The organism is Mycobacterium sp. NTMscope_Eco_3, from assembly GCF_976985685.1.
Genome location: NZ_CDRJYZ010000001.1, coordinates 583,310 through 608,303 on the forward strand (window position 1 = coordinate 583,310; position 24,994 = coordinate 608,303).

20 protein-coding genes are annotated in these 24,994 nt (G+C 68.1%); 12 read left to right on the plus strand and 8 right to left on the minus strand.

Annotated elements, in window-relative coordinates:
- The first annotated feature begins 317 nt into the window (after positions 1-317).
- The 3 genes from sucC to AC0KTM_RS02895 all read left to right on the plus strand — a co-directional run bounded on the left by sucC (position 318) and on the right by AC0KTM_RS02895 (position 3,991).
- The gene (gene sucC / locus AC0KTM_RS02885) at positions 318-1,481 is read left to right on the plus strand and encodes an ADP-forming succinate--CoA ligase subunit beta (protein WP_225330109.1); all 1,164 of its coding nucleotides are present in this window, start codon (positions 318-320) and stop codon (positions 1,479-1,481) included.
- Positions 1,482-1,493: 12 nt separating this feature from the next.
- On the plus strand, positions 1,494-2,396 hold the full coding sequence (gene sucD, locus AC0KTM_RS02890) for a succinate--CoA ligase subunit alpha (protein WP_083018032.1): 903 nt from the start codon (positions 1,494-1,496) through the stop codon (positions 2,394-2,396).
- Between the two features lie 68 nt (positions 2,397-2,464).
- The gene (locus AC0KTM_RS02895; protein WP_472414926.1) at positions 2,465-3,991 is read left to right on the plus strand and encodes an acetyl-CoA acetyltransferase; all 1,527 of its coding nucleotides are present in this window, start codon (positions 2,465-2,467) and stop codon (positions 3,989-3,991) included.
- Between the two features lie 88 nt (positions 3,992-4,079).
- On the opposite strand, the gene AC0KTM_RS02900 is transcribed toward AC0KTM_RS02895, so the two are convergent.
- Positions 4,080-4,928, minus strand: coding sequence for an LLM class F420-dependent oxidoreductase (locus AC0KTM_RS02900; protein WP_238958265.1), 849 nt, complete (start codon positions 4,926-4,928; stop codon positions 4,080-4,082).
- Positions 4,929-5,181: 253 nt separating this feature from the next.
- On the opposite strand from AC0KTM_RS02900, the gene AC0KTM_RS02905 reads away from it, so the two are divergent.
- From AC0KTM_RS02905 to AC0KTM_RS02940, 8 genes are all read left to right on the plus strand, one after another.
- Positions 5,182-6,078 carry a DUF5336 domain-containing protein gene (locus AC0KTM_RS02905; RefSeq protein WP_225330112.1) on the plus strand — a complete coding sequence of 299 codons (897 nt, stop codon included), beginning with the start codon at positions 5,182-5,184 and terminating at the stop codon, positions 6,076-6,078.
- Positions 6,079-6,116: 38 nt separating this feature from the next.
- Entirely contained in the window at positions 6,117-7,553 is a 1,437-nt protein-coding gene (locus AC0KTM_RS02910) for a cell division protein PerM (RefSeq protein WP_238958264.1), read from the plus strand.
- A 224-nt stretch (positions 7,554-7,777) separates the two neighbouring features.
- Positions 7,778-8,407, plus strand: a complete 630-nt coding sequence (gene purN / locus AC0KTM_RS02915) for a phosphoribosylglycinamide formyltransferase (protein ID WP_238958263.1) — start codon at positions 7,778-7,780, stop codon at positions 8,405-8,407.
- Between the two features lie 13 nt (positions 8,408-8,420).
- On the plus strand, positions 8,421-10,004 hold the full coding sequence (purH, locus tag AC0KTM_RS02920; RefSeq protein WP_238958262.1) for a bifunctional phosphoribosylaminoimidazolecarboxamide formyltransferase/IMP cyclohydrolase: 1,584 nt from the start codon (positions 8,421-8,423) through the stop codon (positions 10,002-10,004).
- Positions 10,005-10,175: 171 nt separating this feature from the next.
- Positions 10,176-10,745: an LGFP repeat-containing protein gene (locus AC0KTM_RS02925; RefSeq protein ID WP_225327995.1), complete on the plus strand. Its 570-nt coding sequence runs from the start codon at positions 10,176-10,178 to the stop codon at positions 10,743-10,745.
- A 187-nt stretch (positions 10,746-10,932) separates the two neighbouring features.
- On the plus strand, positions 10,933-12,327 hold the full coding sequence (locus AC0KTM_RS02930; RefSeq protein WP_238958261.1) for a sigma 54-interacting transcriptional regulator: 1,395 nt from the start codon (positions 10,933-10,935) through the stop codon (positions 12,325-12,327).
- A complete protein-coding gene (locus AC0KTM_RS02935) occupies positions 12,320-14,356 on the plus strand; it encodes a vWA domain-containing protein (protein WP_238958260.1) in 2,037 nt (678 codons plus the stop codon). Before AC0KTM_RS02930 ends, AC0KTM_RS02935 begins: the two co-directional genes overlap by 8 nt.
- A gap of 22 nt (positions 14,357-14,378) precedes the next feature.
- Positions 14,379-15,227 carry an aldo/keto reductase gene (locus tag AC0KTM_RS02940; RefSeq protein WP_238958259.1) on the plus strand — a complete coding sequence of 283 codons (849 nt, stop codon included), beginning with the start codon at positions 14,379-14,381 and terminating at the stop codon, positions 15,225-15,227.
- Between the two features lie 21 nt (positions 15,228-15,248).
- Here AC0KTM_RS02940 and AC0KTM_RS02945 read toward each other — a convergent pair whose 3' ends face one another.
- From AC0KTM_RS02945 to AC0KTM_RS02975, 7 genes are all read right to left on the minus strand, one after another.
- Complete coding sequence (locus AC0KTM_RS02945; protein ID WP_238958258.1) at positions 15,249-15,854, minus strand: DUF1707 SHOCT-like domain-containing protein; 606 nt, start codon at positions 15,852-15,854, stop codon at positions 15,249-15,251.
- Between the two features lie 132 nt (positions 15,855-15,986).
- Positions 15,987-16,859: an enoyl-CoA hydratase family protein gene (locus AC0KTM_RS02950; protein WP_472414928.1), complete on the minus strand. Its 873-nt coding sequence runs from the start codon at positions 16,857-16,859 to the stop codon at positions 15,987-15,989.
- 10 nt (positions 16,860-16,869) lie between these two features.
- Positions 16,870-18,036, minus strand: coding sequence for an acyl-CoA dehydrogenase family protein (locus AC0KTM_RS02955; protein WP_225328001.1), 1,167 nt, complete (start codon positions 18,034-18,036; stop codon positions 16,870-16,872).
- Positions 18,033-20,024 (minus strand): acetyl/propionyl/methylcrotonyl-CoA carboxylase subunit alpha, encoded by a 1,992-nt coding sequence (locus tag AC0KTM_RS02960; protein WP_238958255.1) that lies wholly within the window; start codon positions 20,022-20,024, stop codon positions 18,033-18,035. The genes AC0KTM_RS02955 and AC0KTM_RS02960 overlap by 4 nt, the downstream gene beginning before the upstream one ends.
- Positions 20,025-20,029: 5 nt before the next feature.
- Entirely contained in the window at positions 20,030-21,625 is a 1,596-nt protein-coding gene (locus tag AC0KTM_RS02965; protein ID WP_472414930.1) for an acyl-CoA carboxylase subunit beta, read from the minus strand.
- Between the two features lie 49 nt (positions 21,626-21,674).
- Positions 21,675-22,823, minus strand: a complete 1,149-nt coding sequence (locus AC0KTM_RS02970; protein ID WP_225328004.1) for an acyl-CoA dehydrogenase family protein — start codon at positions 22,821-22,823, stop codon at positions 21,675-21,677.
- Complete coding sequence (locus AC0KTM_RS02975; RefSeq protein WP_472414932.1) at positions 22,823-24,529, minus strand: acyclic terpene utilization AtuA family protein; 1,707 nt, start codon at positions 24,527-24,529, stop codon at positions 22,823-22,825. The genes AC0KTM_RS02970 and AC0KTM_RS02975 overlap by 1 nt, the downstream gene beginning before the upstream one ends.
- Positions 24,530-24,800: 271 nt before the next feature.
- Between AC0KTM_RS02975 and rpmF the strand changes: the two genes are divergently transcribed.
- Positions 24,801-24,974 (plus strand): 50S ribosomal protein L32, encoded by a 174-nt coding sequence (gene rpmF / locus AC0KTM_RS02980; RefSeq protein ID WP_003872812.1) that lies wholly within the window; start codon positions 24,801-24,803, stop codon positions 24,972-24,974.
- Positions 24,975-24,994: the final 20 nt, after the last annotated feature.

Here is a 24,994-nt window from a genome sequence, read left to right on the forward strand (position 1 = left end):
TGTTGTTACGGCAGAGGGCGTGGCAAAACGGTGCTGGGGCAACCTGAAATGTCCTCGTATCGTGACCATAACGTTATCTGGACCCTAGGAAGGTATCCGCTGACGCGCGGGACTGGCAACCTCGTCGCACAATCCGGGCGGAATTGTGATTTGGATCACGCGGACGGTCTATCCATGTCCCGTGAGCTGTGCCACATCGGCGGACGCGGCGGTCAAAGCCATTTCGAGGGTGGATACAGTTCGTCCGTGCGAGTTGCCGGATGCGGCACCGCCCACCAAGAGGCCTAGCAGTTGAGTCGAGCGAAGACAGAGAGTCCATGGACCTTTTCGAGTATCAAGCAAAAGAATTGTTCGCCAAGCACAACGTACCGACTACGCCGGGACGCGTGACCGACACCGCCGAAGGCGCTCGCGAGATCGCCACCGAGATCGGTCGCCCGGTGATGGTCAAGGCGCAGGTGAAGGTCGGCGGACGCGGCAAGGCGGGCGGCGTCAAGTACGCGGCGACGCCCGACGACGCCTTCGAGCACGCCAAGAACATCCTCGGTCTCGACATCAAGGGACACGTCGTCAAGAAGCTGTTGGTCGCCGAGGCCAGCGACATCGCCGAGGAGTACTACATCTCCTTCCTGCTCGACCGCGCCAACCGCACCTACCTGGCCATGTGCTCGGTCGAGGGCGGCATGGAAATCGAGGAGGTGGCCGCCACCAAGCCCGAGCGGCTGGCCAAGGTTCCGGTGGACGCCGTCAAGGGTGTCGACCTGGCGACCGCGCGTTCCATCGCCGAACAGGGCCACCTGCCGGCCGAGGTGCTCGACGCCGCCGCGGTCACCATCAACAAGCTGTGGGAGGTCTTCGTCGCAGAGGACGCCACCCTGGTCGAGGTCAACCCGCTGGTGCGGGATCCCCAAGACCGGATCTTGGCGCTGGACGGCAAGGTCACCCTCGACGCCAACGCCGACTTCCGTCAGCCCGGCCACGCCGAGTTCGAAGACCGCGACGCCACCGACCCGCTGGAACTCAAGGCCAAAGAGCACGACCTCAACTACGTCAAGCTCGATGGTCAGGTCGGCATCATCGGCAACGGCGCGGGCCTGGTGATGTCCACGCTCGACGTCGTCGCCTACGCCGGCGAGAAGCACGGCGGGGTCAAGCCGGCCAACTTCCTGGACATCGGCGGTGGCGCGTCGGCCGAGGTGATGGCCGCGGGCCTCGACGTCATCCTGAACGACAAGCAGGTCAAGGCCGTCTTCGTGAACGTGTTCGGCGGCATCACCTCCTGCGACGCCGTCGCGAACGGGATCGTGACCGCGCTGAACATGCTCGGCGACGAGGCGAACAAGCCGCTCGTGGTCCGGCTCGACGGCAACAACGTCGACGAAGGCCGGCGCATTCTGGCCCAAGCCAACCACCCGCTGGTGATCCAGGCCGAGACCATGGATGCCGGTGCCGACAAAGCCGCCGAGCTGGCGAACAAGTAAGGGACCCAAGCCATGTCGATCTTTTTGAACAAAGACTCCAAAGTCATCGTCCAGGGCATCACCGGTGGCGAGGGCACCAAGCACACCGCGCTGATGATGAAGGCCGGCACCCAGGTGGTGGGCGGGGTGAACGCCCGCAAGGCCGGCACCACCGTGTCGCATGTGGACCCGGTCGGCAAGGACGTCGAGCTCCCGGTGTTCGGCACCGTCGCCGAAGCGATGAAGGAGACCGGGGCCAACGTGTCGGTCGTCTTCGTGCCGCCGAAATTCGCCAAGGACGCCATCATCGAGGCCATCGACGCCGAGATCCCGCTGCTGGTCGTCATCACCGAGGGAATTCCGGTGCAGGACAGCGCCTATGCGTGGGCCTACAACGTCGACAAAGGACAAAAAACCCGCATCATCGGACCGAACTGCCCCGGCATCATCACCCCGGGCGAGGCGCTGGCCGGCATCACCCCCGCCAACATCAGCGGCCCCGGCCCCGTCGGGCTGGTGTCCAAGTCCGGCACCCTGACCTACCAAATGATGTACGAGCTGCGCGATTTCGGTTTTTCCACCTCGATCGGCATCGGTGGTGACCCGGTGATCGGCACCACCCATATCGACGCCATCGAGGCCTTCGAGAAGGACCCCGACACCAAGGTCATCGTGATGATCGGTGAGATCGGCGGCGACGCCGAGGAGCGCGCGGCCGACTACATCAAGGCCAACGTGTCCAAGCCGGTCGTCGGCTATGTCGCGGGATTCACTGCGCCGGAAGGCAAGACGATGGGCCACGCGGGCGCCATCGTGTCCGGCTCGTCGGGCACCGCGGCCGCCAAGAAGGAAGCCTTGGAGGCCGCCGGCGTCAAGGTCGGCAAGACCCCGTCGGAGACGGCGGCGCTGGCCCGGGAGATCCTGCAGAGCCTGTAGGGGCGCGAGCCGATGCTGCGAGGGCCCCGGATTTGGCCGGGGCCCGGCCCAAGGTAGATAGTGGGTCTATGAATCTCGACCCGAACACCCCAGTCATCGTCGGCGTGGGGCAGTTCACCGAACGCATCGAGGACTCCGGCTACCGCGGAATGTCGTCGGTGGAACTGGCGACGGCAGCGGCGCAGGCCGCGCTGCATGACACCGGGGCCGACGCCACCGCCGTCGCCGCAGCCATCGACACCGTCGCCGCCCTCCGGCAGTTCGAGATCTCCGGGCGCACACCCGCGCCGATGGGCAAGTCCAACAACTACCCGCGGTCGGTGGCCAAGCGCCTCGGCGCCGCGCCGGCCCGCGCGGTTCTCGAGCCCATCGGCGGCCAGGGACCCCAGCATCTGGTCACCGAATTCGCCGGCGTCATCGCCTCGGGCGAGGCGGAGGTCGTGATGATCTTCGGCTCCGAAAACACGTCCAGCATCCGGTATTTCGCCGACCGGGATAAGCCGGATCATTCCGACACGGTCGAGGGGTCCCTCGAGGACCGCGGCTTCGGATACGAAGGCCTGTTCGACGACTACACCGTCGCGCACGGGCTCATCGGAGCGCCGGCCCAGTACGGGCTGCTGGAGAACGCGCGCCGCGCCCGGCTGGGCTTGAGCGTCGCCGACTACCGGCGCCAGATGGGTGAGTTGTTCGCCCCGTTCACCAAGGTGGCGGCGAAGAACCCGTTCGCGTCCTCCCCGGTGGAGCGCAGCGTCGACGAGCTCATCACCGTGACCGCGTCCAACCGGATGATCTGCGACCCGTACCCGCGGCTGCTGGTGGCCCGCGACCAGGTCAATCAGGGTGCGGCCGCGCTGCTGATGTCGGTGGCCGCCGCCCGCCGGCTCGGGGTGCCCGAGGAGCGCTGGGTGTTTCTGCACGGGCACGCCGACATGGTGGACCAGCCGCTGCTGGACCGCCTCGACCTGACCTATAACTCGGCGTCGGTGCTGGCGGTCCAGGAAGCGCTCGCCGGGGCGGGTGTGGCCATCGACGACGTCTCGACCTTCGACCTCTACAGCTGCTTCCCGGTGCCGGTGTTCAACTTCTGCGACGGGACCCAGCTGGCCACCGACGATCCCCGCGGGCTGACGCTCACCGGCGGTCTGCCGTACTTCGGCGGACCGGGCAACAACTACTCCCTGCACGGCATCGCCGAGACGGTCAGCGAAATGCGGGACCTCCCAGGGCAATTCGGCCTGGTCGCCGCCAACGGCGGGATCATGAGCAAGTACTCCGTCGGGGTGTACTCGACCACGCCGGTGGACTGGAAGCCCGACAACAGCGCCGCGCTGCGCGCCGAGGTCGCCGCCCGTCCCAAGATGTCGGTGACCGTCAAGGCCGACGGTCGCGCGAGGATCGAGACTTACACCGTGCGCTACGACTGGCCGGTGCACACCGGCATCATCATCGGCCGCCTCGACGACGACGGTAGCCGTTTCCTGGCCCTGAGCGAGGATCCCGAGCTGGTCGGGTTGCTCAGCGACGGCGAGCCGCTGGGGGCGTCGATCGTGGTCCGGCCGACCGAAAAGGACAACCGGGCCACGCTGGCCTGAGCGGCCGTCCGCGCCGCGACACTTAAACCTGGTACACGACACGCCGCTGCGCGTCGCAATGGTTTAAGTCTCGACGCGCACCGCGCAACTAAACGAGAGCCGCTAGTTTGCCGGCGAGCCGCTCGACGTAGGCGGCGACCTCGGCATCGGGCTTGTCCGGCAGCCCGAACAACACCTCGGTCACCCCGAGCTCGGCCCATTTGGCGAGCTTCTCGGGAACGGGCTTGAAGTCCAGCGCCACGATCTGCGGGGCGGCGTCGCGGCCGGCGGCCGCCCAGGTGTCCTGCAGCAGCTTGACCGGTTCGTCGATGTCGAAGTCGCGCGGAGTGGTGATCCAGCCGTCGGCGCTGCGCGCGATCCACTTGAAGTTCTTTTCGGTGCCCGCGGCCCCCACGAGCACCGGGATGTGCGACTGCACCGGCTTGGGCCACGCCCAGCTGGGACCGAACTTGACGAACTCACCGTCGTACTCGGCTTCTTCCTGGGTCCACAGCGCCCGCATCGCTTCGAGGTATTCGCGCAGCATGGTGCGCCGCCGCCCGGGCGGCACGTTGTGGTCGGCGAGCTCGTCGGTGTTCCAACCGAATCCGACGCCCAGGCTGACCCGGCCGCCGGAGAGATGGTCCAGGGTGGCAATACTTTTCGCCAGCGTGATCGGGTCGTGTTCGACCGGCAGCGCCACCGCGGTGGACAGCCGCACCCGCGACGTGACGGCACAGGCCGCGCCCAGGCTCACCCACGGGTCCAGCGTGCGCATGTAGCGGTCGTCGGGCAGCGACGCGTCGCCGGTGGTGGGGTGGGCAGCCTCCCGCTTGATCGGGATATGAGTGTGTTCGGGGACGTAGAAGGTTTGAAAGCCGTGGTCGTCGGCAAGCTTCGCGGCCGTCGCCGGAGAGATGCCGCGGTCGCTGGTAAAAAGCACAAGCCCGTAATCCATGCAGAGAATTAGAACGTGTTCTACCTCTACTGAGCAAGCTGTAGTGATACGGACCGTCTCGCCGGAGGGCCGCGGCATCGCCGCCGCGGGCCCCGCCTTCCAAGCCAGTGGCAGCGGCACCGGTTGTCGCACGTGCGCTAGCGTGGGTGATCGACCGCGTCGCAACGCAGTGACGCGCCTGCAGGCACAGCGTCGCATCGCCACCGTGGCGCCCGCTCGGCACTTAAAGGCACTGGAAGCAACAGGAGGAGCAATGACCTACTCTCCCGGTAGCCCCGGATACCCACCGGGTCAGCCCGGCGGCACCTACGCAGGCGCCACGCCCTCGTTCGCCAAAGAAGACGACGGCAAGAGCAAGCTTCCGCTGTACCTGAACATCGCGGTGGTGGTGCTCGGTTTCGTGGCCTACCTGCTGAACTTCGGGCCCACGTTCACCATTAGCGCCGACCTCGGTCCGGGCATCGGCGGTCGCGCCGGTGATGCCGGCACCGCGGTCGTGGTTGCCCTGTTGGCCGCGCTGCTCGCCGGGCTGAGCCTGCTGCCGAAAGCCAAGAGTTACGTGGGGGTTGTCGCGGTCATCGCGGTACTGGGCGCGCTGCTGGCCATCACCGAGACGATCAACCTGCCCGCCGGTTTCGCGATCGGCTGGGCGATGTGGCCCCTGGTGGCGGCCGTCGTGCTGCAGGCGATCGCCGCGGTCGTCGTCGTGCTGCTGGACTCCGGCGTGATCACGGCGCCGACGCCGCGCCCCAAGTACGACCCCTATTCGCAGTATGGCCAGTACGGGCAATACGGGCAGTACGGCCAGCAGCCCTACTACGGTCAGCCGGGCGGCCAGCAGCATGGCGGCCAGCAGGGATACGGATCGCAATACGGCGGGTATGGGCCCGGCGGGTCGCCGACCCAGGGCGGCGCTCCGACCGGCGGTTTCGGCGCCCAGCCCTCGCCGCAGTCGGGGCAGCAGCCGTCCGCGCAGCACCAGGGCTCGTCGACGCCCCCCACCGGCTTCCCCAGCTTCAGCCCGCCACCGAACGTCGGCGGCGGATCGGATGCCGGTTCACCCACCAACTACTCGGAGCAATCCGGCGGTCAATCCTTCGGCCAGGAGCAGCAGTCGCCGTCATCACCGTCTGGGCCAGCGCCCGCCTAACCGTGCGCTGTTGCGTCTAGTCGGGGACGTGCCCAAGAGTGACACGGCTAGAGGACAACCGGGCAGCGGGCGCTCGCCAGGCGCGTGACCTCGTCAGGGTCGCGTTCGCCCCGGCCGTGGTGGCGTTGGTCATCATCGCCGCGGTCACGCTGATCCAACTGCTGATCGCCAACAGCGACATGACCGGCGCACTGGGCGCCATCGCCAGCATGTGGCTGGGCGTGCACCAGGTTCCGATCTCCATCAGTGGCCGCGAACTCGGTGTGATGCCGCTGCTGCCGGTGCTGCTCATGGTCTGGGCCACCGCGCGCAGCACGGCGCGGGCCACCTCACCTCACTCGTCGTGGCTGGTCGTTCGCTGGGTGGTCGCCTCGGCGCTGGGCGGACCGTTGCTGATGACGGCGATCGCCCTGGCGGTCATCCACGACGCGTCCTCGGTGATCACCGAGCTGCAAACACCGAGCGCGCTGCGCGCGTTCCTCAGCGTGCTCGTGGTCCACGCCGCCGGCGCGGGGATCGGTGTGTGGTCCCGGGTGGGGCCACGCGCGCTGGCGGTGTCGTCGCTGCCCTATTGGCTGGGCGATTCGTTGCGCGCCGCGTCCGCCGGCCTGCTGGCGTTGCTCGGGCTCTCCGGGTTCGTGACGGCCGGGTCGCTGATCGTGCACTGGTCGACCATGCAGGAGCTCTACGGCATCACCGATTCGATCTTCGGCGAATTCAGCCTCACCCTGCTGTCAATGTTGTACGCGCCCAACGTGATTGTGGGCACCGCGGCGGTCGCCGTAGGATCCAGCGCTCACATCGGTTTCGCGACGTTCAGCTCGTTCACCGTGTTCGGCGGCGACATCCCGGCCTTGCCGGTGTTGGCCGCGGTCCCCAGGCCGCCGCTGGGGCCGGTATGGGTTGCGCTGCTCATCATCGGTGCATCGTCTGGCGTGGCGGTCGGACAGCAATGTGCCCGGCGTGCGCTGCCGCCGGCCGCGGCGCTGGTCAAGCTGCTGGTCGCCTCAATCGCCGGGGCGTTGGTGATGTCGCTGCTGGCATTCGCCGGAAGTGGGCAGCTGGGTAACTTCGGCCATGTCGGGGTGGACCAGGGCGCATTGCTGCTCGGTGTCTTCTTCTGGTTCGCGGTGATTGGCGGGATCACCGTGGTGCTGAGCGGGGGGATCAGGCCTCGACCCAGGCGGCTGCGGGCCAAACCCGCGTCGGCCGCACCGGCCGAGGAGCCGGCCGATTTCGCCGATGTTTTCGACGACAGGGTGGCGGAGGAGGACTTCTTCGAGCCGACCGCGGGCGACCCGGGGGAGGGCGAGACGGAGCCCCCCGCCGAGCGCGATCCCGGGGCAGGCGAGACGGAGCCTCCCGCGGACGAGGGCGATCCCGGGGGAGCCGAGCCGGGGCCGCCCGCGGTTGGGCCCGATCCGGGGGAAGGCGAGCCGGGGCCTTCCGCGGTTGGGCGCGATCCGGAGCAATAGGCAATTGCCCTACCGGCCAGTGTGATCGTCAAACGCACGACGCCGGCCGCCGCCCGTCGGGCTCCTCAGCGCGCCCGTGAGGGCGCGCATCGTCGCCCGCTGTGTGGATGGTCGGGCTCCTCAGCGCGCCCGTGAGGGCGCGCATCGTCGCCCGCTGTGTGGATGGTCGGGCTCCTCAGCGCGCCCGTGAGGGCGCGCATCGTCGCCCGACTAGGCTCGCCGATGTGGTCGAACCCCTCCATGTGCCCCCCAACGCGTCGGCGCGGGTAGTGGTACTGGCCTCGGGCACCGGATCGCTGCTCAACTCCCTGATCCAGGCCGCCGTCGCGGACTATCCCGCCCGGATCGTCGCCGTCGGCGCCGACCGTGACTGCCTGGCCACCGAGATCGCCGCGGCCGCGTCCCTGCCCACCTTCACCGTCCGGCTCGGCGATCACGCCGACCGCGACGCCTGGGACGCCGCGATCACCGACGCCACCGCCGCCCACTCGCCCGATCTGGTGGTTTCGGCGGGGTTCATGAAAATCCTTGGACCGCAGTTTCTTTCACGTTTCTACGGACGCGTCATCAACACCCATCCGGCGCTGCTGCCGGCGTTCCCGGGTGCGCACGGGGTGGCCGACGCGTTGGCCTACGGTGTGAAGATCACAGGCTGTACGGTGCACCTGGTGGACGCCGGGACGGACACCGGGCCGATCTTGGCGCAGCAATCCGTTCCGGTGCTCGACGGCGACAACGAAGAGACTCTGCACGAACGCATCAAGGTCACCGAACGCAAGCTGCTCGCGGACGTGGTGGCCGCGATCGCAACCGGCGGCCTGACGCTGGTCGGGAGAAAAGCGACGATCGGATGAAAGGCGACAACGGATGAGCACCGACGACTGGCGGGAGAACGCCAAAAGGCCGATCCGCCGCGCCTTGATCAGCGTGTACGACAAGACCGGGCTCATCGACCTGGCCCAGGGGCTGACCGCGGCCGGCGTCGAGATCGTCTCCACGGGATCCACCGCGAAGAACATTGCCGAAAAAGGCATTCCGGTGACCCGGGTCGAGGAGCTGACCGGTTTCCCCGAAGTGCTCGACGGCCGGGTCAAGACCCTGCACCCGCGCGTGCACGCGGGCCTGCTGGCGGACCTTCGCAAACCCGAGCACGCCCAGGCACTCGAGCAGCTCGGCATCGCGGCCTTCGAACTCGTCGTCGTCAACCTGTACCCGTTCAGCGAGACCGTCGACTCCGGCGCGAGCATCGACGAATGCGTCGAACAGATCGACATCGGTGGACCGTCGATGGTGCGCGCCGCCGCGAAGAACCATCCCAGCGTGGCGGTGATCACCGACCCCCAGGGCTACGACGGGGTGCTCGCCGCGGTCCGGCAAGGCGGATTCACCCTCGCCGAGCGCAAAAGGCTAGCGGCGCTGGCGTTTCAGCACACCGCCGAATACGACATCGCCGTGGCGGGCTGGATGGAGTCGACGCTGGCTCCCGAACATCCACCCACCGCCTTCCCGAAGTGGCTGGGCCGCAGCTGGCGCCGCTCGGCGATGCTGCGCTACGGCGAGAACCCGCACCAGCAGGCCGCGCTCTACAACGACCCCAGCGCATGGCCGGGCCTGGCGCAGGCCGAGCAGTTGCACGGAAAAGAGATGTCCTACAACAACTTCACCGACGCGGACGCGGCGTGGCGGGCCGCCTTCGACCACGAACAGAAATGCGTGGCAATCATCAAGCACGCCAACCCATGTGGGATTGCGATCTCGTCGGCATCGGTGGCTGACGCGCATCGCAAAGCCCACGAATGCGATCCGCTGAGCGCATTCGGCGGGGTCATCGCGGCCAACACCGAAGTCAGCGTCGAGATGGCCGAGTACGTCAGCACCATCTTCACCGAGGTCATCGTCGCGCCCGCCTACGAGCTGGCCGCCCTGGACGTCCTGACGCGCAAAAAGAACATCCGGGTGCTGGTGGCGTCCGAGCCGCTGACCGGTGGCACCGAACTGCGGCCGCTCAGTGGCGGGCTGTTGGTCCAGCAACGCGACGAGCTCGACGCGCACGGGGACAACCCGGCGAATTGGACCCTGGCGACCGGGGAGCCCGCCGATCCGGAGACGCTGGCGGACCTCGTTTTTGCGTGGCGCGTGTGTCGCGCCGTCAAATCGAACGCGATCGTGATCGCCGCCGGCGGCGCCACCATCGGTGTGGGCATGGGGCAGGTGAACCGCGTCGACGCCGCGCGGCTGGCCGTCGAACGCGGCGGCGACCGGGTGCGCGGCGCGGTCGCGGCCTCGGATGCGTTCTTCCCCTTCCCCGACGGGCTCGAGACGCTGACCGGCGCCGGAGTGAAGGCGATCGTGCATCCGGGGGGATCGGTGCGCGACGACGAGGTGACCGCGGCCGCCGCCAACGCCGGCATCACGCTGTATTTGACGGGGGCGCGCCACTTCGCCCATTAGCCCCGTGACGGGGGTCACACAAGGCGGCCGAATCCGTGCTCGGTACGATGCGTTCGGGGAAGACCGGCGGGCATCGTTGCTGCAGGTTCTTCCGTCGGGGGGTCGCGGATCGGCCTACTTCCCTTTTCGATACGCGGACGGCGAATCCCGTCCATTATCGAGAGGAATGAGATGCGCGAGATTACAAAACGAACGGCGGCCTTCTCTGTAGCGCTTGCGGGGTTCGCGCTGATCGGTGGCGGTTGCAGTAAGTCCAACAACGCCGGTCAAACAACCAGTCCTGCCAGTTCTTCGGTGACATCGTCGGCAACCGCGGGATCATCCGCAAGCGCGGCGCCATCGGAAAGCACCACGGCGAGCGGTGCCCCGAGCTCGACACAGATCAACGGCGCCAACGGCACCCCCTACACCGTCGAGGGGCCAATCCTGGCGAAGTACAACGCCCTCGACGACAAGGCGCGCAAAGACCTGGGTGCCCCCACCGGCAACGAGCAGAAGAACCCGGATGGCGGTGTCTACCAGCAATTCGACGGCGGCGTAATCGTTTACAAGTCTCAGGCCTACGTCGTGTGGGGCAAGATTCGCGACAAGTGGAACGAGCTCGGCGGTTCGCAGGGCAAACTGGGGTACCCCACGAGCGACGAGGTGGACACCCCCGACGGCGTGAAGAAGTCGACATTCGAGCACGGCAGCATCACCTGGAAGCCGGGTGACGCCGAGGCCACCGTCACGTCCAGCTGACCGGTCCTGCCCGACCGCCGAGGCGCGGAGGGCTCGGTAACCCAGTACGAGGGCCGGACAGTCGCTTCACGCTGTCCGGCCTTCGTCGGGCATCGGCGGCCCGCGAACGGTGGTGGGATCCGCGTGTCAATACGCCTGAAGTGAACGCCCTTCGCATGACTCGTCTGAGCCCGCGTCGTAGCGTGGAGTGGTGACGTCACCGAGCAACCTGCCCCGCACCGTCGGCGAACTGCGTGCCGCCGGTCACCGTGAACGGGGAGTCAAGCAGGAAATCCGCGAAAATCTGTTGACCGCGTTGGCCGACGGGCCGGACAGCGCAGCCATCTGGCCCGGCATCCTGGGATTCGACGACACCGTCTTGCCCCAGCTCGAGCGGGCTTTGATCGCGGGGCACGACTTCGTCCTGCTCGGCGAACGCGGCCAGGGCAAGACCCGGCTGCTGCGCGCGCTGGTCGGGTTGCTCGACGAGTGGACGCCGGTGATCGCCGGCGCCGAACTCGGTGAGCATCCCTTCTCGCCGATCACGCCGGAGTCGATCCGCAAGGCCGCCACCCTGGGCGACGACCTTCCGGTGGAATGGAAGCATCGCAGCGAGCGCTACACCGAAAAGCTCGCCACCCCGGATACCAGCGTCGCCGACCTGGTGGGCGATATCGACCCGATCAAGGTCGCCGAGGGCCGCAGCCTCGGGGACCCGGAGACCATCGCCTACGGGCTGATTCCACGCGCGCACCGCGGCATCGTCGCGGTCAACGAACTTCCCGACCTCGCCGAGCGCATCCAGGTGTCGATGCTCAACGTGATGGAGGAACGCGACATCCAGGTCCGCGGTTACACGCTGCGCCTGCCGCTGGACGTGTTGGTGGTCGCCAGTGCGAACCCCGAGGACTACACCAACCGCGGGCGCATCATCACCCCGCTCAAGGACCGCTTCGGCGCGGAGATCCGGACGCACTACCCGCTGGAGCTGGAGGCGGAAGTCGGCGTGATCGCGCAGGAGGCGCACCTGTCGGCCCAGGTGCCCGACTACCTCATGCAGATCATCGCCCGGTTCGCCCGCTACCTGCGGGAGTCGAACTCCGTCGATCAGCGCTCGGGGGTGTCGGCGCGGTTCGCCATCGCCGCCGCCGAGACCGTCGCGGCCGCCGCCCGCCATCGCGGCGCGATCCTGGGGGAGACGGACCCGGTGGCGCGGGTGGTCGATCTGGGCACCGTGATCGACGTCCTGCGCGGCAAGCTGGAATTCGAGTCCGGTGAGGAAGGCCGCGAACAGGCGGTGCTCGAACACCTGCTGCGCCGGGCGACCGCGGACACGGCGTCGCGGGTGCTGGGCGGCATCGACGTCGGTTCGCTGGTCTCCGCGGTCGAGGGTGGTTCCGCGGTGACGACGGGCGAGCGGGTCTCGGCCAAGGACGTGCTGGCCGCGGTGCCGAGCCTGCCGGTGGTGGAAAAGATCGCGGACAAGGTCGGCGCGCGGTCGGAGGGCGAGCGCGCCGCCGCGCTGGAACTGGCGCTCGAGGCTTTATATCTGGCCAAGCGCATCGACAAGGTGTCCGAGGAGGGGCAAACGGTCTATGGCTGATTCTGATCGTGACGACCCGCGGCGCCCGGCCTCGCCGCGCTCGCGATCGTCACGAGGGCACTCTTCGCGGTACTCGGCGTACACCGGCGGGCCCGACCCGCTGGCGCCGCCGGTGGATCTGCGTGAGGCGCTCGAACAGATCGGCCAGGACGTCATGGCCGGCACCTCGCCGCGCCGTGCGCTTTCGGAGCTGCTGCGCCGCGGCACCAAGAACATGCCCGGCGCGGACCGCCTGGCGGCCGAGGCCAACCGGCGACGACGGGAGTTGTTGCGGCGCAACAACTTGGACGGAACCTTGCAGGAGATCAAGAAACTGTTGGACGAGGCGGTGCTGGCCGAACGCAAGGAGCTGGCCCGCGCGCTCGACGACGACGCCCGTTTCGGCGAACTCCAGCTCGACGCGCTGCCGGCATCGCCGGCCAAGGCCGTCCAGGAGCTCTCCGAGTACAACTGGCGCAGCGGCGAGGCGCGCCAAAAGTACGACCAGATCAAGGATCTGCTCGGCCGCGAGATGCTGGACCAACGTTTCGCGGGCATGAAGCAGGCGCTAGAGGGCGCCACCGACGAGGACCGTCAGCGCGTCAACGAGATGCTGAAGGACCTCAACGATCTGCTGGACAAGCACGCCCGCGGCGAGGACACCCAAGAAGACTTCGAAAACTTCATGGACTCCCACGGCGAGTTCTTCCCGGAGAACCCGCGCAACGTCGACGAGCTGCTGGACTCACTGGCCAAGCGCGCCGCCGCCGCGCAGCGCTTCCGCAACAGCCTGAGCGCCGAGCAGCGCGCGGAACTGGATGCCTTGGCGCAGCAGGCATTCGGCTCCCCGGCCTTGATGGAGTCGCTGAATCGGCTCGATGCGCACCTTCAGGCGGCGCGGCCGGGCGAGGACTGGAGCGGGTCCGAACAATTCTCCGGTGACAACCCGTTCGGGATGGGCGAGGGCACCCAGGCGCTGTCCGACATCGCCGAACTCGAGCAACTGGCCGAGCAGCTCTCCCAAAGCTATCCGGGCGCCACCATGGATGACGTCGACCTGGACGCGTTGGCACGCCAGCTCGGCGACGAGGCGGCCGTCGACGCCCGCACGCTTTCCGAATTGGAACGCGCGTTGGTCAATCAGGGCTTTTTGGACCGCGGTTCCGACGGCCAGTGGCGGCTGTCGCCGAAAGCCATGCGCCGGCTCGGCGAGACGGCGCTACGCGATGTGGCACAACAACTTTCCGGGCGGCGCGGCGAGCGTGATCATCGGCGCGCCGGGGCGGCCGGCGAGCTCACCGGCGCCACCCGGCCCTGGCAGTTCGGCGACACCGAACCGTGGAACATCTCCCGCACCCTGACCAACGCCGTTCTGCGGCAGGCGGGAACGGCCACCCTCGACGGGCCGGACGCGCGGTTGAAGATCTCCGTCGACGACGTCGAGGTCTCCGAGACAGAAACCCGCACGCAGGCCGCCGTCGCGCTGCTGGTCGATACGTCGTTTTCCATGGTGATGGAGAACCGCTGGCTGCCCATGAAGCAGACCGCGCTGGCGCTCAACCACCTGGTGTGCACGCGTTTCCGCTCGGATGCCTTGCAGATCATCGCCTTTGGCCGCTACGCCCGGACCGTGACCGCCGCCGAGCTCACCGGACTCGAGGGGGTTTACGAGCAGGGCACCAACCTGCATCACGCGCTGGCGCTGGCGGGCCGCCATCTGCGACGCCACCCAAACGCCCAACCCGTCGTGCTGGTGGTGACCGACGGCGAGCCGACCGCTCACCTGGAGGACTTCGACGGTGACGGCACAACGGTCTTCTTCGACTACCCGCCGCACCCGCGGACCATCGCCCACACCGTGCGCGGCTTCGACGAAATGGCCCGCCTCGGTGCGCAAATCACCATATTCCGGTTGGGTAGCGACCCCGGCCTGGCGCGCTTCATCGACCAAGTCGCCCGGCGCGTCGAAGGACGTGTCGTGGTGCCCGATCTCGACGGGCTGGGAGCGGCGGTCGTCGGCGACTACCTACGATCCCGCCGCCGTCGGTAAACCTCAGAAGGAGAAACGCCCCATGAGCAAGGTTCCCACGATCGAACTCAACGACGGCGTCGAAATCCCGCAGCTCGGTTTCGGGGTGTTCCAGATCAAACCCGACGAGACCGCCTCGGCGGTCAAGACGGCGCTGGACATCGGATACCGGCACATCGACACCGCCGAGATGTACGGCAATGAAAAGGAAGTCCGAGAAGGCATCCGCGACGCCGGCCTGGACCGCGGCGAGGTCTTCATCACCAGCAAGCTCAACAACGGCTTTCACAGGCCCGACGACGCGCGCCGCGCGTTCGACCAAACGCTCAAGGCGCTCGATTCGGACTACGTCGACCTGTTCCTCATCCACTGGCCGCTGCCCACGCTGTACGACGGCGATTTCGTCTCGACGTGGAAGGTCTTCGAAGAATTCGCACGGGACGGGCGAGCCCGCAGCATCGGTGTCTCGAATTTCCAAGTCGCACATCTGAATCGGCTCGCCGACGAAACCGGTACTGTCCCGTCGGTCAACCAGATCGAGGTGCACCCCTACTTCGGCAATGACGAGGTGCGGGCGTATGGACGCGAGCATGGCATCGCCACCGAGGCGTGGGCTCCCATCGCCCAAGGCAAGGTGCTCGACGATCCGGCGATCAAGCGCATCGCCGAGTCCCGTGACAAGACGCCCGCGCAGGTGGTGTTGCGCTGGCACATTCAGCGCGGCGACATCGTCTTCCCCAAGTCGGTGACACCGGCACGGGTCAAATCCAACTTCGAGCTGTTCGACTTCGAATTGGACGGCTCCGACATGGACGCGATCTCCGCGCTGAACAAGGGTGAGTCGGGACGCAACGGACCCAACCCCGACACCTTCGACTACGTGCCCGGCTGACGCTCCGTTACCAGGGAGGGCCTACCCGCCGCGCGGCCTGCGGGCTTTGCGCACGATCCCGACGCCGCCCCACAGCGAAAAGCCGCGAACGTGGACCGTCGGTGCCCCGGGAGCGCCCTGGCCGTCGACGCCGCGGTCGAAGTTTCCCATCACGCCGCGGCCATGCACCTCCACGTTGACCTCGGGCGGCAGCAAAATGTTTTGCACACCCATGATCGACATCGCATGGATGTCGACCTCGGTCGAGGTGAAGTCGGCGTAGCGCAAATCGACCACTCCGCTGCCCCACAGCGTGAAGGTGGTCAGTTTCTTCGGCACGTTCCATCGGCCGCGCCGCTCGAAGCCGCTCATCAGGGCCAGCAGCAGCGTCGAGGGCGCCGGGTTGGGTTTGCCGCCGCGGCGCGGGCTGATCGGCGCGCCGGGCAGATCGGCCCTCAACCGGTCCAGTTCCTCATACGTCGTTGCGGCATAGGCCCTGGTCAAACGGTCTTCGTAGTCGTTGAGCTGCAGGCGGCCCTGCTCGGCCGCGTACGCGAGCAACTGCGCAGTCTGTATGCGATCGGTATCGGCCGCGCGCGACGGCTGGTCGTGCGTGTCCTCCGCATCCCGTTGCGTTGAGTTGCTCATCACCCACGAGCCTACGACGTCCAGGTTTTGCTGCAAGAGGATTGGCTAAACTGCAACCTTGCACCGGCGCGGGCGCGACCGCCGACCGATTTGACCGGACCGCTCTTAGACATCTGGCTAACTTGTCGGTGGCTAACTCGTCCAGCTCGGCGGCCGCTTCTGCAAGAACGCCAACATGCCTTCGCGGGCCTCGTCGGACACGAACAGCCGCGCCGATTCCTCGGCGAGCCGTTCGGCATCGCGGTCGAACCCCTCGAGCACCGCGGCGGTGGTCAATGCCTTGGAAGCCGCGAGCCCTTGAGGCGACCCGCGGCCGACATCGGCGACGAGTTTGTCGACCGCCGCGTTGACGTCCTCGGCGGCGATGGTGATCAGCCCGATTTCGGCCGCCGCATCGGCGTCGAATTTTTCGCCGGTCAGGTAGTAGCGCGCCGCAGCGCGCGGCGACAGCTTCGGCAGCAGCGTCAACGAGATGATCGCCGGGGCGACACCGATGCGGGCCTCGGTCAGCGCGAAGGTGCTGCGCGGCCCGGCGACCGCGATGTCGCAGGCGCCCACCAAGCCGAAGCCGCCCCCCCGGACATGCCCATTGATGGCGGCGATCACCGGCAGTGGCGAGGCGACGATGGCCCGCATCAACGCGGCCATCTCCCGGGCCCGGGCGACGGCCGTGTCATATGACGATGGTGGCGACCCGCTTCGCCCGGCCCCGCCGGCCTCGCGATCGCCACGTGCCGACGGTGGCGACCCGCTTCGCCCGGCTGCGCCGCCGGCCTCGCCCCCGCCGGCCTCGCTCAGATCCGCACCGGCGCAGAAGGTGCCACCGGTGTGGCCCAGCACCACCGCGCGCACCGCCGGATCCGACGAGGCGTCGCGCAGCCCCTGATGCAACTGGGCGACCAGTGTGGTGGAAAGCGCGTTGCGGTTATGCGGTGAGTTCAACGTCAGCCGCGCGTACGGCCCGCCCGTGTCGGCGGGCCCGGCGTATTCGACGAGCGTGTCCATCGGCAGGATCTCAGTAGCTTCGCGGCAGGCCCAGTGACGTCTGCGCGACGAAGTTCAGCACCATCTCGCGGCTGACCGGGGCGATGCGGCCCAGCCGCGCCGAGGTCAGCATGGCACCCACACCGTATTCTTTGGTGAGCCCGTTGCCGCCCATCGACTGCACCGCCTGGTCCACCGACCGGGTAGCCGCTTCGGCCGCAGCGTATTTGGCCATGTTCGCGGCCTCGGCCGCGCCCATGTCGTTGCCGGAGTCATACAGCGTCGCGGCCTTCTGCATCATCAGCTTGGCGAGTTCGACCTCGATGTGGCACTGCGCCAAGGGATGTGACAGGCCCTGGTGCGAGCCGATCGGCGCGCCCCACACCTGCCGGGTCTTGACGTACTCGGCGGCCCGGTCGAGCGCGAACCGCCCCATCCCGACGGAACTGGCCGCGCCCATGATGCGTTCGGGGTTCAGGCCGGCGAAAAGCTGTGCGATGGCGGCATCTTCGGCGCCGACGAGCGCGTCGCTGGGTAACCGGACGTCGTCGAGGAAGACCTGGAACTGGCGTTCGGGGCTGATCAATTCCATTTCGATGGGCGTATAGGTGAAGCCCGGCGAATCGGTGGGCACCACGAACAGCGCGGGGCGCAGCTTGCCCGTTTTAGCCTCCTCGGTGCGGGCCACCACGAGCACCGCCTGCGCCTGGTCGATGCCGGAGATGAACACCTTCTGGCCCTTGAGGATCCAGTCACTGCCGTCGCGGCGGGCGGTGGTGGTGATCTTGTGTGAGTTGGATCCGGCGTCCGGCTCGGTGATGGCGAACGCCATCGTCAGGGTGCCGTCGGCGATGCCGGGGATCCAGCGCTTCTTTTGCTCCTCGGTGCCGAACTTGCTGATAATGGTGCCGTTGATGGCGGGCGACACCACCATCAGCAGCAGCGCGCTGCCGGCGGCCGCCATTTCCTCCATCACCAGCGACAGCTCGTACATTCCGGCGCCGCCGCCGCCGTACTCCTCGGGAAGGTTCACCCCGAGGAAGCCGAGTTTGCCTGCCTCCGACCATAATTCGTCGGTGTGCTCGTGGGCGCGCGCCTTTTTCAGGTAGTATTCGCTGCCGTAGTTGGACGCCCACTCGGCTACCGCCTTGCGCAGGGCCTGGCGTTCTTCGTTCTCGATGAAGCTGCTGTCGGTCACTGGGGATCTCCTTCGGATTGCGGGGCTTCCACTCGTGCCAGCACGGCGCCCACTTCGACTTGCTGACCGGTCTGGACATTGAGCTCGGCGAGAACGCCGTCGACCGGTGCGGTGATGGTGTGTTCCATCTTCATGGCCTCTAACCAGATCAGTGGCTGCCCGGCGGTGACGGTGTCGCCGATCGTGGCACCGAGCCGGATGACGTTGCCGGGCATGGGCGCAACCAGCGAACCCTTTTCGACGGTCGAACCGGGCTCGGGGAACCGTGGCAGCGCGATCAGGTGCACGGGTCCGCGCGCGGAATCGACGTAGACGTCGGAATCTCCCGTGTCGTAGCGTCGCACCGAGAAGTGGTGGTCCACGCCGTCCGTCCTCAGCACCACCGCTTTCGCCGTGGCCGACACCAGTTGCACGGAAGGGTCGTCGGGGAGGGCCAACCGGGTTCTGTCGAAACGGTATTGGACGCGGTGTTCGTTGCCGTCATCGTCACTGTAGGTCTTGACCTGGAAGCCCGACCGCAGGTTGCGCCAGCCGCTGGGGATGGCACCCAGCACCGGCGCGAGGGCGCGGTTACGCGCGGCGTCGGCGAGGGCGGCGGCGATCGCCGACAGACGAACCGCTGCGGCGTCGCCCAGCGGCGCCGCTAGCCCCGCCAGGCCGTGCGTGTCGAAAAACGCTGTGTCGGTGGCGCCGTCGAGGAACGCCGGGTGACGCAGCACGTTCACCAGCAGGTCGCGATTCGTGCGCAGCCCGTGCACCCGGGCGCGGGCCAGCGCGTCGGCGAGGACCAGCGCCGCCTGACGGCGCGTCGGGGCGTAGGAGATGACCTTGGCCAGCATGGGGTCGTAGTGGATGGACACCGTGGACCCGTCGACGATCCCCGAATCCAGCCGGATGCCGGTCCGTCGTCCCAGCGAGCCGAATTCGGCGCGCACCGACGGCACCTCGAACGCGCGCACCACACCGGCCTGCGGCTGCCACCCGCGCGCCGGGTCCTCGGCGTAGAGCCGGGCCTCGATCGAATGACCCTGGGCGGCCGGAGGTTCGGCGTCCAGGCGGGCGCCGTCGGCAACCGCGAGCTGCAGCTCGACCAGATCCAGCCCGGTCGTCTCTTCGGTGACCGGGTGCTCGACCTGCAGCCGGGTATTCATTTCCAGGAAATAGAACTCGCCGTCGTCGTCGGCCAGGAACTCCACCGTCCCGGCGCCGGTGTAGCCGATCGCACCGGCCGCCAGCCGGGCCGCGTCGAACAGCTTCGCGCGCATGCCCGGCGTGCGCTCCACCAGCGGTGCGGGAGCCTCCTCGATGATCTTCTGGTGGCGACGCTGAATGGAACATTCGCGTTCCCCGACCGCCCACACTGCGCCGTGGGTGTCGGCCATGACCTGAACCTCGATGTGGTGACCGGTCGGCAGGTAGCGTTCGCAGAACACCGTCGGATCGCCGAAGGCGGACTGCGCTTCGCGGCGCGCCGCCTCGACTTCGCCCGGCAGGGCGGTCAATTCGCGCACCACCCGCATCCCGCGTCCGCCACCGCCCGCGGAGGCCTTGACCAGCACAGGCAGCTGCGCCTCGGTGACGGTGTCGGGATCGAGCTCGTCGAGGACGGGCACGCCCGCGGCGGCCATCATCTTCTTCGACTCGATCTTGGAGCCCATCGCGCGCACCGCGTCCACCGGCGGCCCGACCCAGATCAGTCCGGCGTCCTGGACGGCTGCCGCGAAATCGGCGTTCTCCGAAAGGAACCCGTAACCCGGGTGGATGGCGTCCGCACCGGCCGCGCGGGCCGCGGCGATGATGGCCTCGGCGTTGAGGTAGTCGTTGGTCTTGGGCAGCCGCACCCGGGCGTCGGCCTCGGCGACGTGTGGCGCGCCGGCGTCCGGGTCGGTGTAGACCGCGACGGTACCCAGGCCGAGCCGTCGGCACGTGGCGAACACCCGGCGCGCGATCTCGCCGCGGTTGGCAACTAGAACTCGCGTGATTCCCATGGGGCTCACATCCGGAAGACGCCGAAGTTCGACGTCCCCTTGATCGGGCCATTGGCGATGGCGGACAAACAGATTCCCAGCACGGTGCGGGTGTCGCGCGGGTCGATCACCCCGTCGTCGTAAAGCATCCCGGACAACACCAGCGGCAGCGACTCCGCCTCGATCTGGCCCTCGACCGCGGCCCGCATCGCCGCGTCGGCCTCCTCGTCGACCTGTTGGCCGCGGGCTTCCGCGGCCGCGCGGGCCACGATCGACAGCACGCCCGAGAGCTGGGCGCCGCCCATCACCGCGGACTTCGACGTCGGCCAGGCGAACAGGAAGCGCGGATCGTAGGCGCGGCCGCACATGCCGTAGTGGCCCGCGCCGTAGGAGGCGCCGATCAACAGCGAGATGTGCGGGACCGTCGAATTGGACACGGCGTTGATCATCATCGAGCCGTGCTTGATCATCCCGCCCTCCTCGTAGTCCTTGCCCACCATGTAGCCGGTGGTGTTGTGCAAAAACAGCAGCGGCGTGTCGGACCGGTTGGCCAACTGGATGAACTGCGTGGCCTTTTGCGACTCCTCGCTGAAGAGCACCCCGCGCGCGTTGGCCAGGATCCCGATCGGATAGCCGTGCAACTGGGCCCAGCCGGTCACCAGCGAGGACCCGTACAGCGGCTTGAATTCGTCGAATTCGGACCCGTCGACGATCCGGGCGATCACTTCGCGGGGATCGAACGGGATCCGCAGATCCGCGGGAACGATGCCGATGAGCTCCTCGGTGTCGAACAGTGGCTCGCTGATCGGTTTGGGTTTCGGGCCCTGCTTGCTCCAATTCAACCGGGCGACGACGCGGCGGCCGATGCGGATCGCGTCGAGTTCGTCGACGGCGAAGTAGTCGGCCAAACCCGAGACGCGGGCGTGCATTTCGGCGCCGCCCAGCGATTCATCGTCGGATTCCTCGCCGGTGGCCATCTTCACCAGCGGGGGACCGGCGAGGAACACCTTGGAGCGTTCCTTGAGCATCACCACGTGATCGGACATGCCGGGGACGTAGGCACCGCCCGCGGTGGAGTTGCCGAATACCAATGCGATGGTGGGGATTCCGGCCGCCGAGAGCCGGGTCAGGTCGCGGAACATCCGCCCGCCGGGGATGAAGATCTCCTTCTGGGTGGGCAGGTCCGCGCCGCCGGATTCCACGAGCGAGATCACCGGAAGCCGGTTCTCGAAGGCGATCTGATTGGCCCGCAGGATCTTCTTGAGGGTCCACGGGTTGCTGGTGCCGCCTTTGACCGTCGGGTCGTTGGCGACAATCATGCATTCGACGCCTTCCACCACGCCGATGCCGGTGACGGTGCTGGCACCGACCTTGAACGCGCTGCCCCAGGCCGCCAGCGGGCTCAGCTCCAAAAACGGCGAGTCCGCGTCGACGAGCAACTCGATGCGCTCGCGCGCGGTCAGCTTGCCGCGGCCGTGGTGGCGCTCAACGTATTTGGGCCCGCCGCCCGCGAGCGCATTGGCCAGCTCGGCGTCGATCTCGTCGAGTTTCGTCATCGCCGCCGACGCCGCCTCGGTGAACACGGCGTCGTCGCGGTTGAGCGTGGACTGCAGCGCGGTCATGACCACCGCCGACGATGCAGAGCGACGCGATGACAAGGACGCGGTGTGATCATGATTGGAATCCCAGGAGTTTGGCGGACAGTGCGGTCAGGATTTCGGTGGTGCCGCCGCCGATGCCCAGGATCCTCATATCCCGGTATTGGCGCTCGACCTCGGATTCGGCCATATAGCCCATCCCACCGAACAGCTGGACGGCCTGATTGGCGACCCATTCGCCCGCCTCGACGGCGGTGTTCTTGGCGAAACACACCTGCGGAATCAGATTCGTCTCGCCGGCGAGCTGGCGTTCCACCACGCTGCGCGAATAGACACGGGCAACGTCGATGCGGCGGGCCATCTCGGCCAGCGTGTTCTGCACCGACTGCCGCGAGATCAACGGGCGACCGAACGTCTCACGGTCGCGGCACCATTGCACCGTCAGGTCCAGGCAGCGCTGCGCGCTCGAATACGCTTGCGCGGCAAGGCCGATGCGCTCGGCGACGAAGGCCTGCGCGATCTGGGCGAAACCGCTGTTCTCGGCGCCGACCAGGTTCGCCACCGGCACCCGAACGTCGGTGTAGGAAAGCTCGGCGGTGTCCGAGGACCGCCAGCCCATCTTGTCCAGCTTGCGGGTCACCTCGAAGCCGGGAGTCCCCTTTTCGACGACCAGCAACGAAACCCCCGCCGCGCCAGGGCCTCCGGTGCGGGCCGCCGTGACCACGTAGTCGGCGCGCACCCCGGAGGTGATGTAGGTCTTGGCGCCGTTGACGATGTAGTGATCACCGTCGCGCTCAGCCGAGGTCCGCAGGTGCCCGACGTCGGAACCGCCGCCGGGCTCGGTGATGGCCAGCGAACCGATCTTCTCGCCGGCCAGCGTCGGGCGCACGAACTCCTCGATCAGCCGGGCATCGCCGGAGGCGATCATGTGCGGCACCGCGATGCCGCAGGTGAACAGCGACGCGAAGACGCCCCCGGGGGCTCCGGCCTGATGCATCTCTTCGCAGATGATCACCGCGTCGGCGCCGTCGCCGCCCCCGCCGCCGACCGATTCGGGGAAGCCCGCGCCCAGCAGCCCGGCGGCTCCCGCGCTGCGGTGCAATTCGCGCGGCAGCTCGCCGCTGCGCTCCCACTCGTCGACATGGGGCAAGATCTCGCGTTCTGCGAAGGAGCGCACTGTCTTTCGCAGCTGCTCGCGCTCGGGCGTGGTCCAAAGGTTCATCACAACAGACTCTCCGGGATGTCGAGGTGGCGGCCGCGCAGCCATTCGCCCAACCCCTTGGCTTGAGGATCGAAGCGGGCCTGGTAGGCGACGCCCTGGCCGAGGATGCCGTCGATGACGAAGTTGACCGCCCGCAGATTCGGCAACACGTGGCGGGTGACATCGAAGTCCGCCGCTTCGGGCAGCAGCTCCTTGAGTCGTTCGACGGTCAACGTGTGGGCCAGCCATCGCCATTGCTCGTCGGTGCGCACCCAGACCCCGACGTTGGCGGAGCCGCCCTTGTCGCCGCTGCGGGCGCCGGCGATGCGGCCCAGCGGCGCCCTGCGCACCGGGCCATCCGGAAGCGGCTCGGGCAGCGGCGGGGCATCGGCCGGAGCCAACACCAAAGTATCGGTGGCGCAGGGGATGTCGATGCGCGTCCCGTCGGCGTGCACCGCGACGTGCGGCACCTGGTCGGCGTCGACGTAGCCGGGGGTGAACACGCCGTAGACCTGGCCGTCGCCCGGCGGGGCGGTGACGTGGAAGCCCGGGTAGCTGGCGAGCGCCAATTCTACGGCGGCCGAGGAGAATTGGCGTCCGACGTTGGCGGGGTCGGGGTCGCGCACGACGCAGTGCAGCAGTGCGCTGGCGGCTTCTTCGGTGTCGGCGTCGGCGTGGTCGGTGCGGGCCAGGGTCCACTCGAGTTCGGCGGGCTTGACGGTGAGCGCGGCGTCGAGCTGCCGGCGCACCAACTCGGCCTTGGCCTCGATATCGAGGCCGGTGAGCACGAAGGTCATCGAATTGCGGAACCCGCCGATGCTGTTCAGCGACACCTTGTAGGTGGGTGGCGGGGCTTCGCCGCGCACGCCGCTGATGCGCACCCGGTCGGGGCCGTCGGACGCGAGCTCGACGGTGTCCATCCGGGCGGTGACATCGGGGTTGGCGTAGCGGGCCCCGGTGATCTCATAGAGCAGCTGGGCGGTGACTGTGTCGACGCTGACCAAACCGCCGGTGCCCGGGTGCTTGGTGATCACCGACGATCCGTCGGCGTAGACCTCGGCGAGGGGGAAGCCGGCGTGGGTCAGGTCGGCGATCTCGGTGAAGAACGAGTAGTTGCCGCCGGTGGCCTGGACCCCGCATTCGATGACGTGGCCGGCGACCACGGCGCCGGCGAGCCGGTCGTAGTCGCTGCGATCCCACCCGAAATGCGCGGCGGCCGCCCCGACGATCACCGAGGCGTCAGTGACCCGGCCGGTGACGACGACGTCGGCGCCGTCGCCCAGGCAGTCGACGATGCCCCACGCACCCAGGTAGGCGTTCGCGGTGAGCGGGCTGCCGAGCCCCAGCTCCGCGGCGCGCGGCAACAGATCGTCGCCTTCCACGTGGGCGATCCGGGCGTCGATGCCCAGACGCTCGGTCAGCGCGCGGATCGCGTCGGCCAGGCCGGCCGGATTGAGGCCGCCGGCGTTGGCGACGATGCGCACACCGCGGTCGCGGGCCTCGCCCAGGCAGTCTTCGAGCTGCGTCAGGAAGGTTTTGGCGTAGCCGCGCTCGGGGTGCTTCATCCGGTCCCGGCCCAGGATCAGCATGGTGAGTTCGGCCAGGTAGTCGCCGGTGAGGTAGTCGACCTCGCCGCCGGTGAGCATTTCGCGCATGGCCGACAGCCGGTCGCCGTAGAACCCGGAGCAGTTCGCGATCCGGACGGAAGCGCCGGAAGCAGAGGCCATGCCCGTCCTCCATTCAGGGATTCACCGGTGAGACCCAACCAACCAACCGGTAGGTTATCGGGTACCGCGGGTGTCACGTCAAGGATCCCACTTCGGGGCGGGTGCGCCAGGGCCGTGCCCGCACGGCGGTGCGCGAGCGCGCGGCGGCGTCCGTTTTGGCGACGAGCGGACCAGCGACTATCCTGATACGCGATCGTCGCCCGTTCGGCCCCCCCGGCCACGCCGCGCGACATGCCGAACCGCAAGCCACATTGAGGAGTTAGGCCCGACCATGGCCGTACCCAAGCGCAGAATGTCGCGCGCGAACACCCGTAGCCGGCGCGCGCAGTGGAAGGCCGAGAAGACCGAACTCGTCGGTGTCACGGTCGCAGGTCAGCGGCACAAGGTGCCGCGCAGGCTGCTCAAGGCCGCGCGCCTCGGTCTGATCGACCTCGACCGCCGCTGACCTGATGGCGGCGGCCCGCT

Excerpts from the sequence above, each read along its gene's own strand:
- sucC (WP_225330109.1), top strand. The coding sequence starts at position 318 with ATGGACCTTTTCGAGTATCAAGCAAAAGAATTGTTCGCCAAGCACAAC.
- sucD (WP_083018032.1), top strand. The coding sequence starts at position 1,494 with ATGTCGATCTTTTTGAACAAAGACTCCAAAGTCATCGTCCAGGGCATC.
- AC0KTM_RS02895 (WP_472414926.1), top strand. The coding sequence starts at position 2,465 with ATGAATCTCGACCCGAACACCCCAGTCATCGTCGGCGTGGGGCAGTTC.
- AC0KTM_RS02900 (WP_238958265.1), bottom strand. The coding sequence starts at position 4,928 with ATGGATTACGGGCTTGTGCTTTTTACCAGCGACCGCGGCATCTCTCCG.
- AC0KTM_RS02905 (WP_225330112.1), top strand. The coding sequence starts at position 5,182 with ATGACCTACTCTCCCGGTAGCCCCGGATACCCACCGGGTCAGCCCGGC.
- purH (WP_238958262.1), top strand. The coding sequence starts at position 8,421 with ATGAGCACCGACGACTGGCGGGAGAACGCCAAAAGGCCGATCCGCCGC.
- AC0KTM_RS02925 (WP_225327995.1), top strand. The coding sequence starts at position 10,176 with ATGCGCGAGATTACAAAACGAACGGCGGCCTTCTCTGTAGCGCTTGCG.
- AC0KTM_RS02935 (WP_238958260.1), top strand. The coding sequence starts at position 12,320 with ATGGCTGATTCTGATCGTGACGACCCGCGGCGCCCGGCCTCGCCGCGC.
- AC0KTM_RS02940 (WP_238958259.1), top strand. The coding sequence starts at position 14,379 with ATGAGCAAGGTTCCCACGATCGAACTCAACGACGGCGTCGAAATCCCG.
- AC0KTM_RS02945 (WP_238958258.1), bottom strand. The coding sequence starts at position 15,854 with ATGAGCAACTCAACGCAACGGGATGCGGAGGACACGCACGACCAGCCG.
- AC0KTM_RS02950 (WP_472414928.1), bottom strand. The coding sequence starts at position 16,859 with ATGGACACGCTCGTCGAATACGCCGGGCCCGCCGACACGGGCGGGCCG.
- AC0KTM_RS02960 (WP_238958255.1), bottom strand. The coding sequence starts at position 20,024 with ATGGGAATCACGCGAGTTCTAGTTGCCAACCGCGGCGAGATCGCGCGC.
- AC0KTM_RS02965 (WP_472414930.1), bottom strand. The coding sequence starts at position 21,625 with ATGACCGCGCTGCAGTCCACGCTCAACCGCGACGACGCCGTGTTCACC.
- AC0KTM_RS02970 (WP_225328004.1), bottom strand. The coding sequence starts at position 22,823 with ATGAACCTTTGGACCACGCCCGAGCGCGAGCAGCTGCGAAAGACAGTG.
- AC0KTM_RS02975 (WP_472414932.1), bottom strand. The coding sequence starts at position 24,529 with ATGGCCTCTGCTTCCGGCGCTTCCGTCCGGATCGCGAACTGCTCCGGG.
- rpmF (WP_003872812.1), top strand. The coding sequence starts at position 24,801 with ATGGCCGTACCCAAGCGCAGAATGTCGCGCGCGAACACCCGTAGCCGG.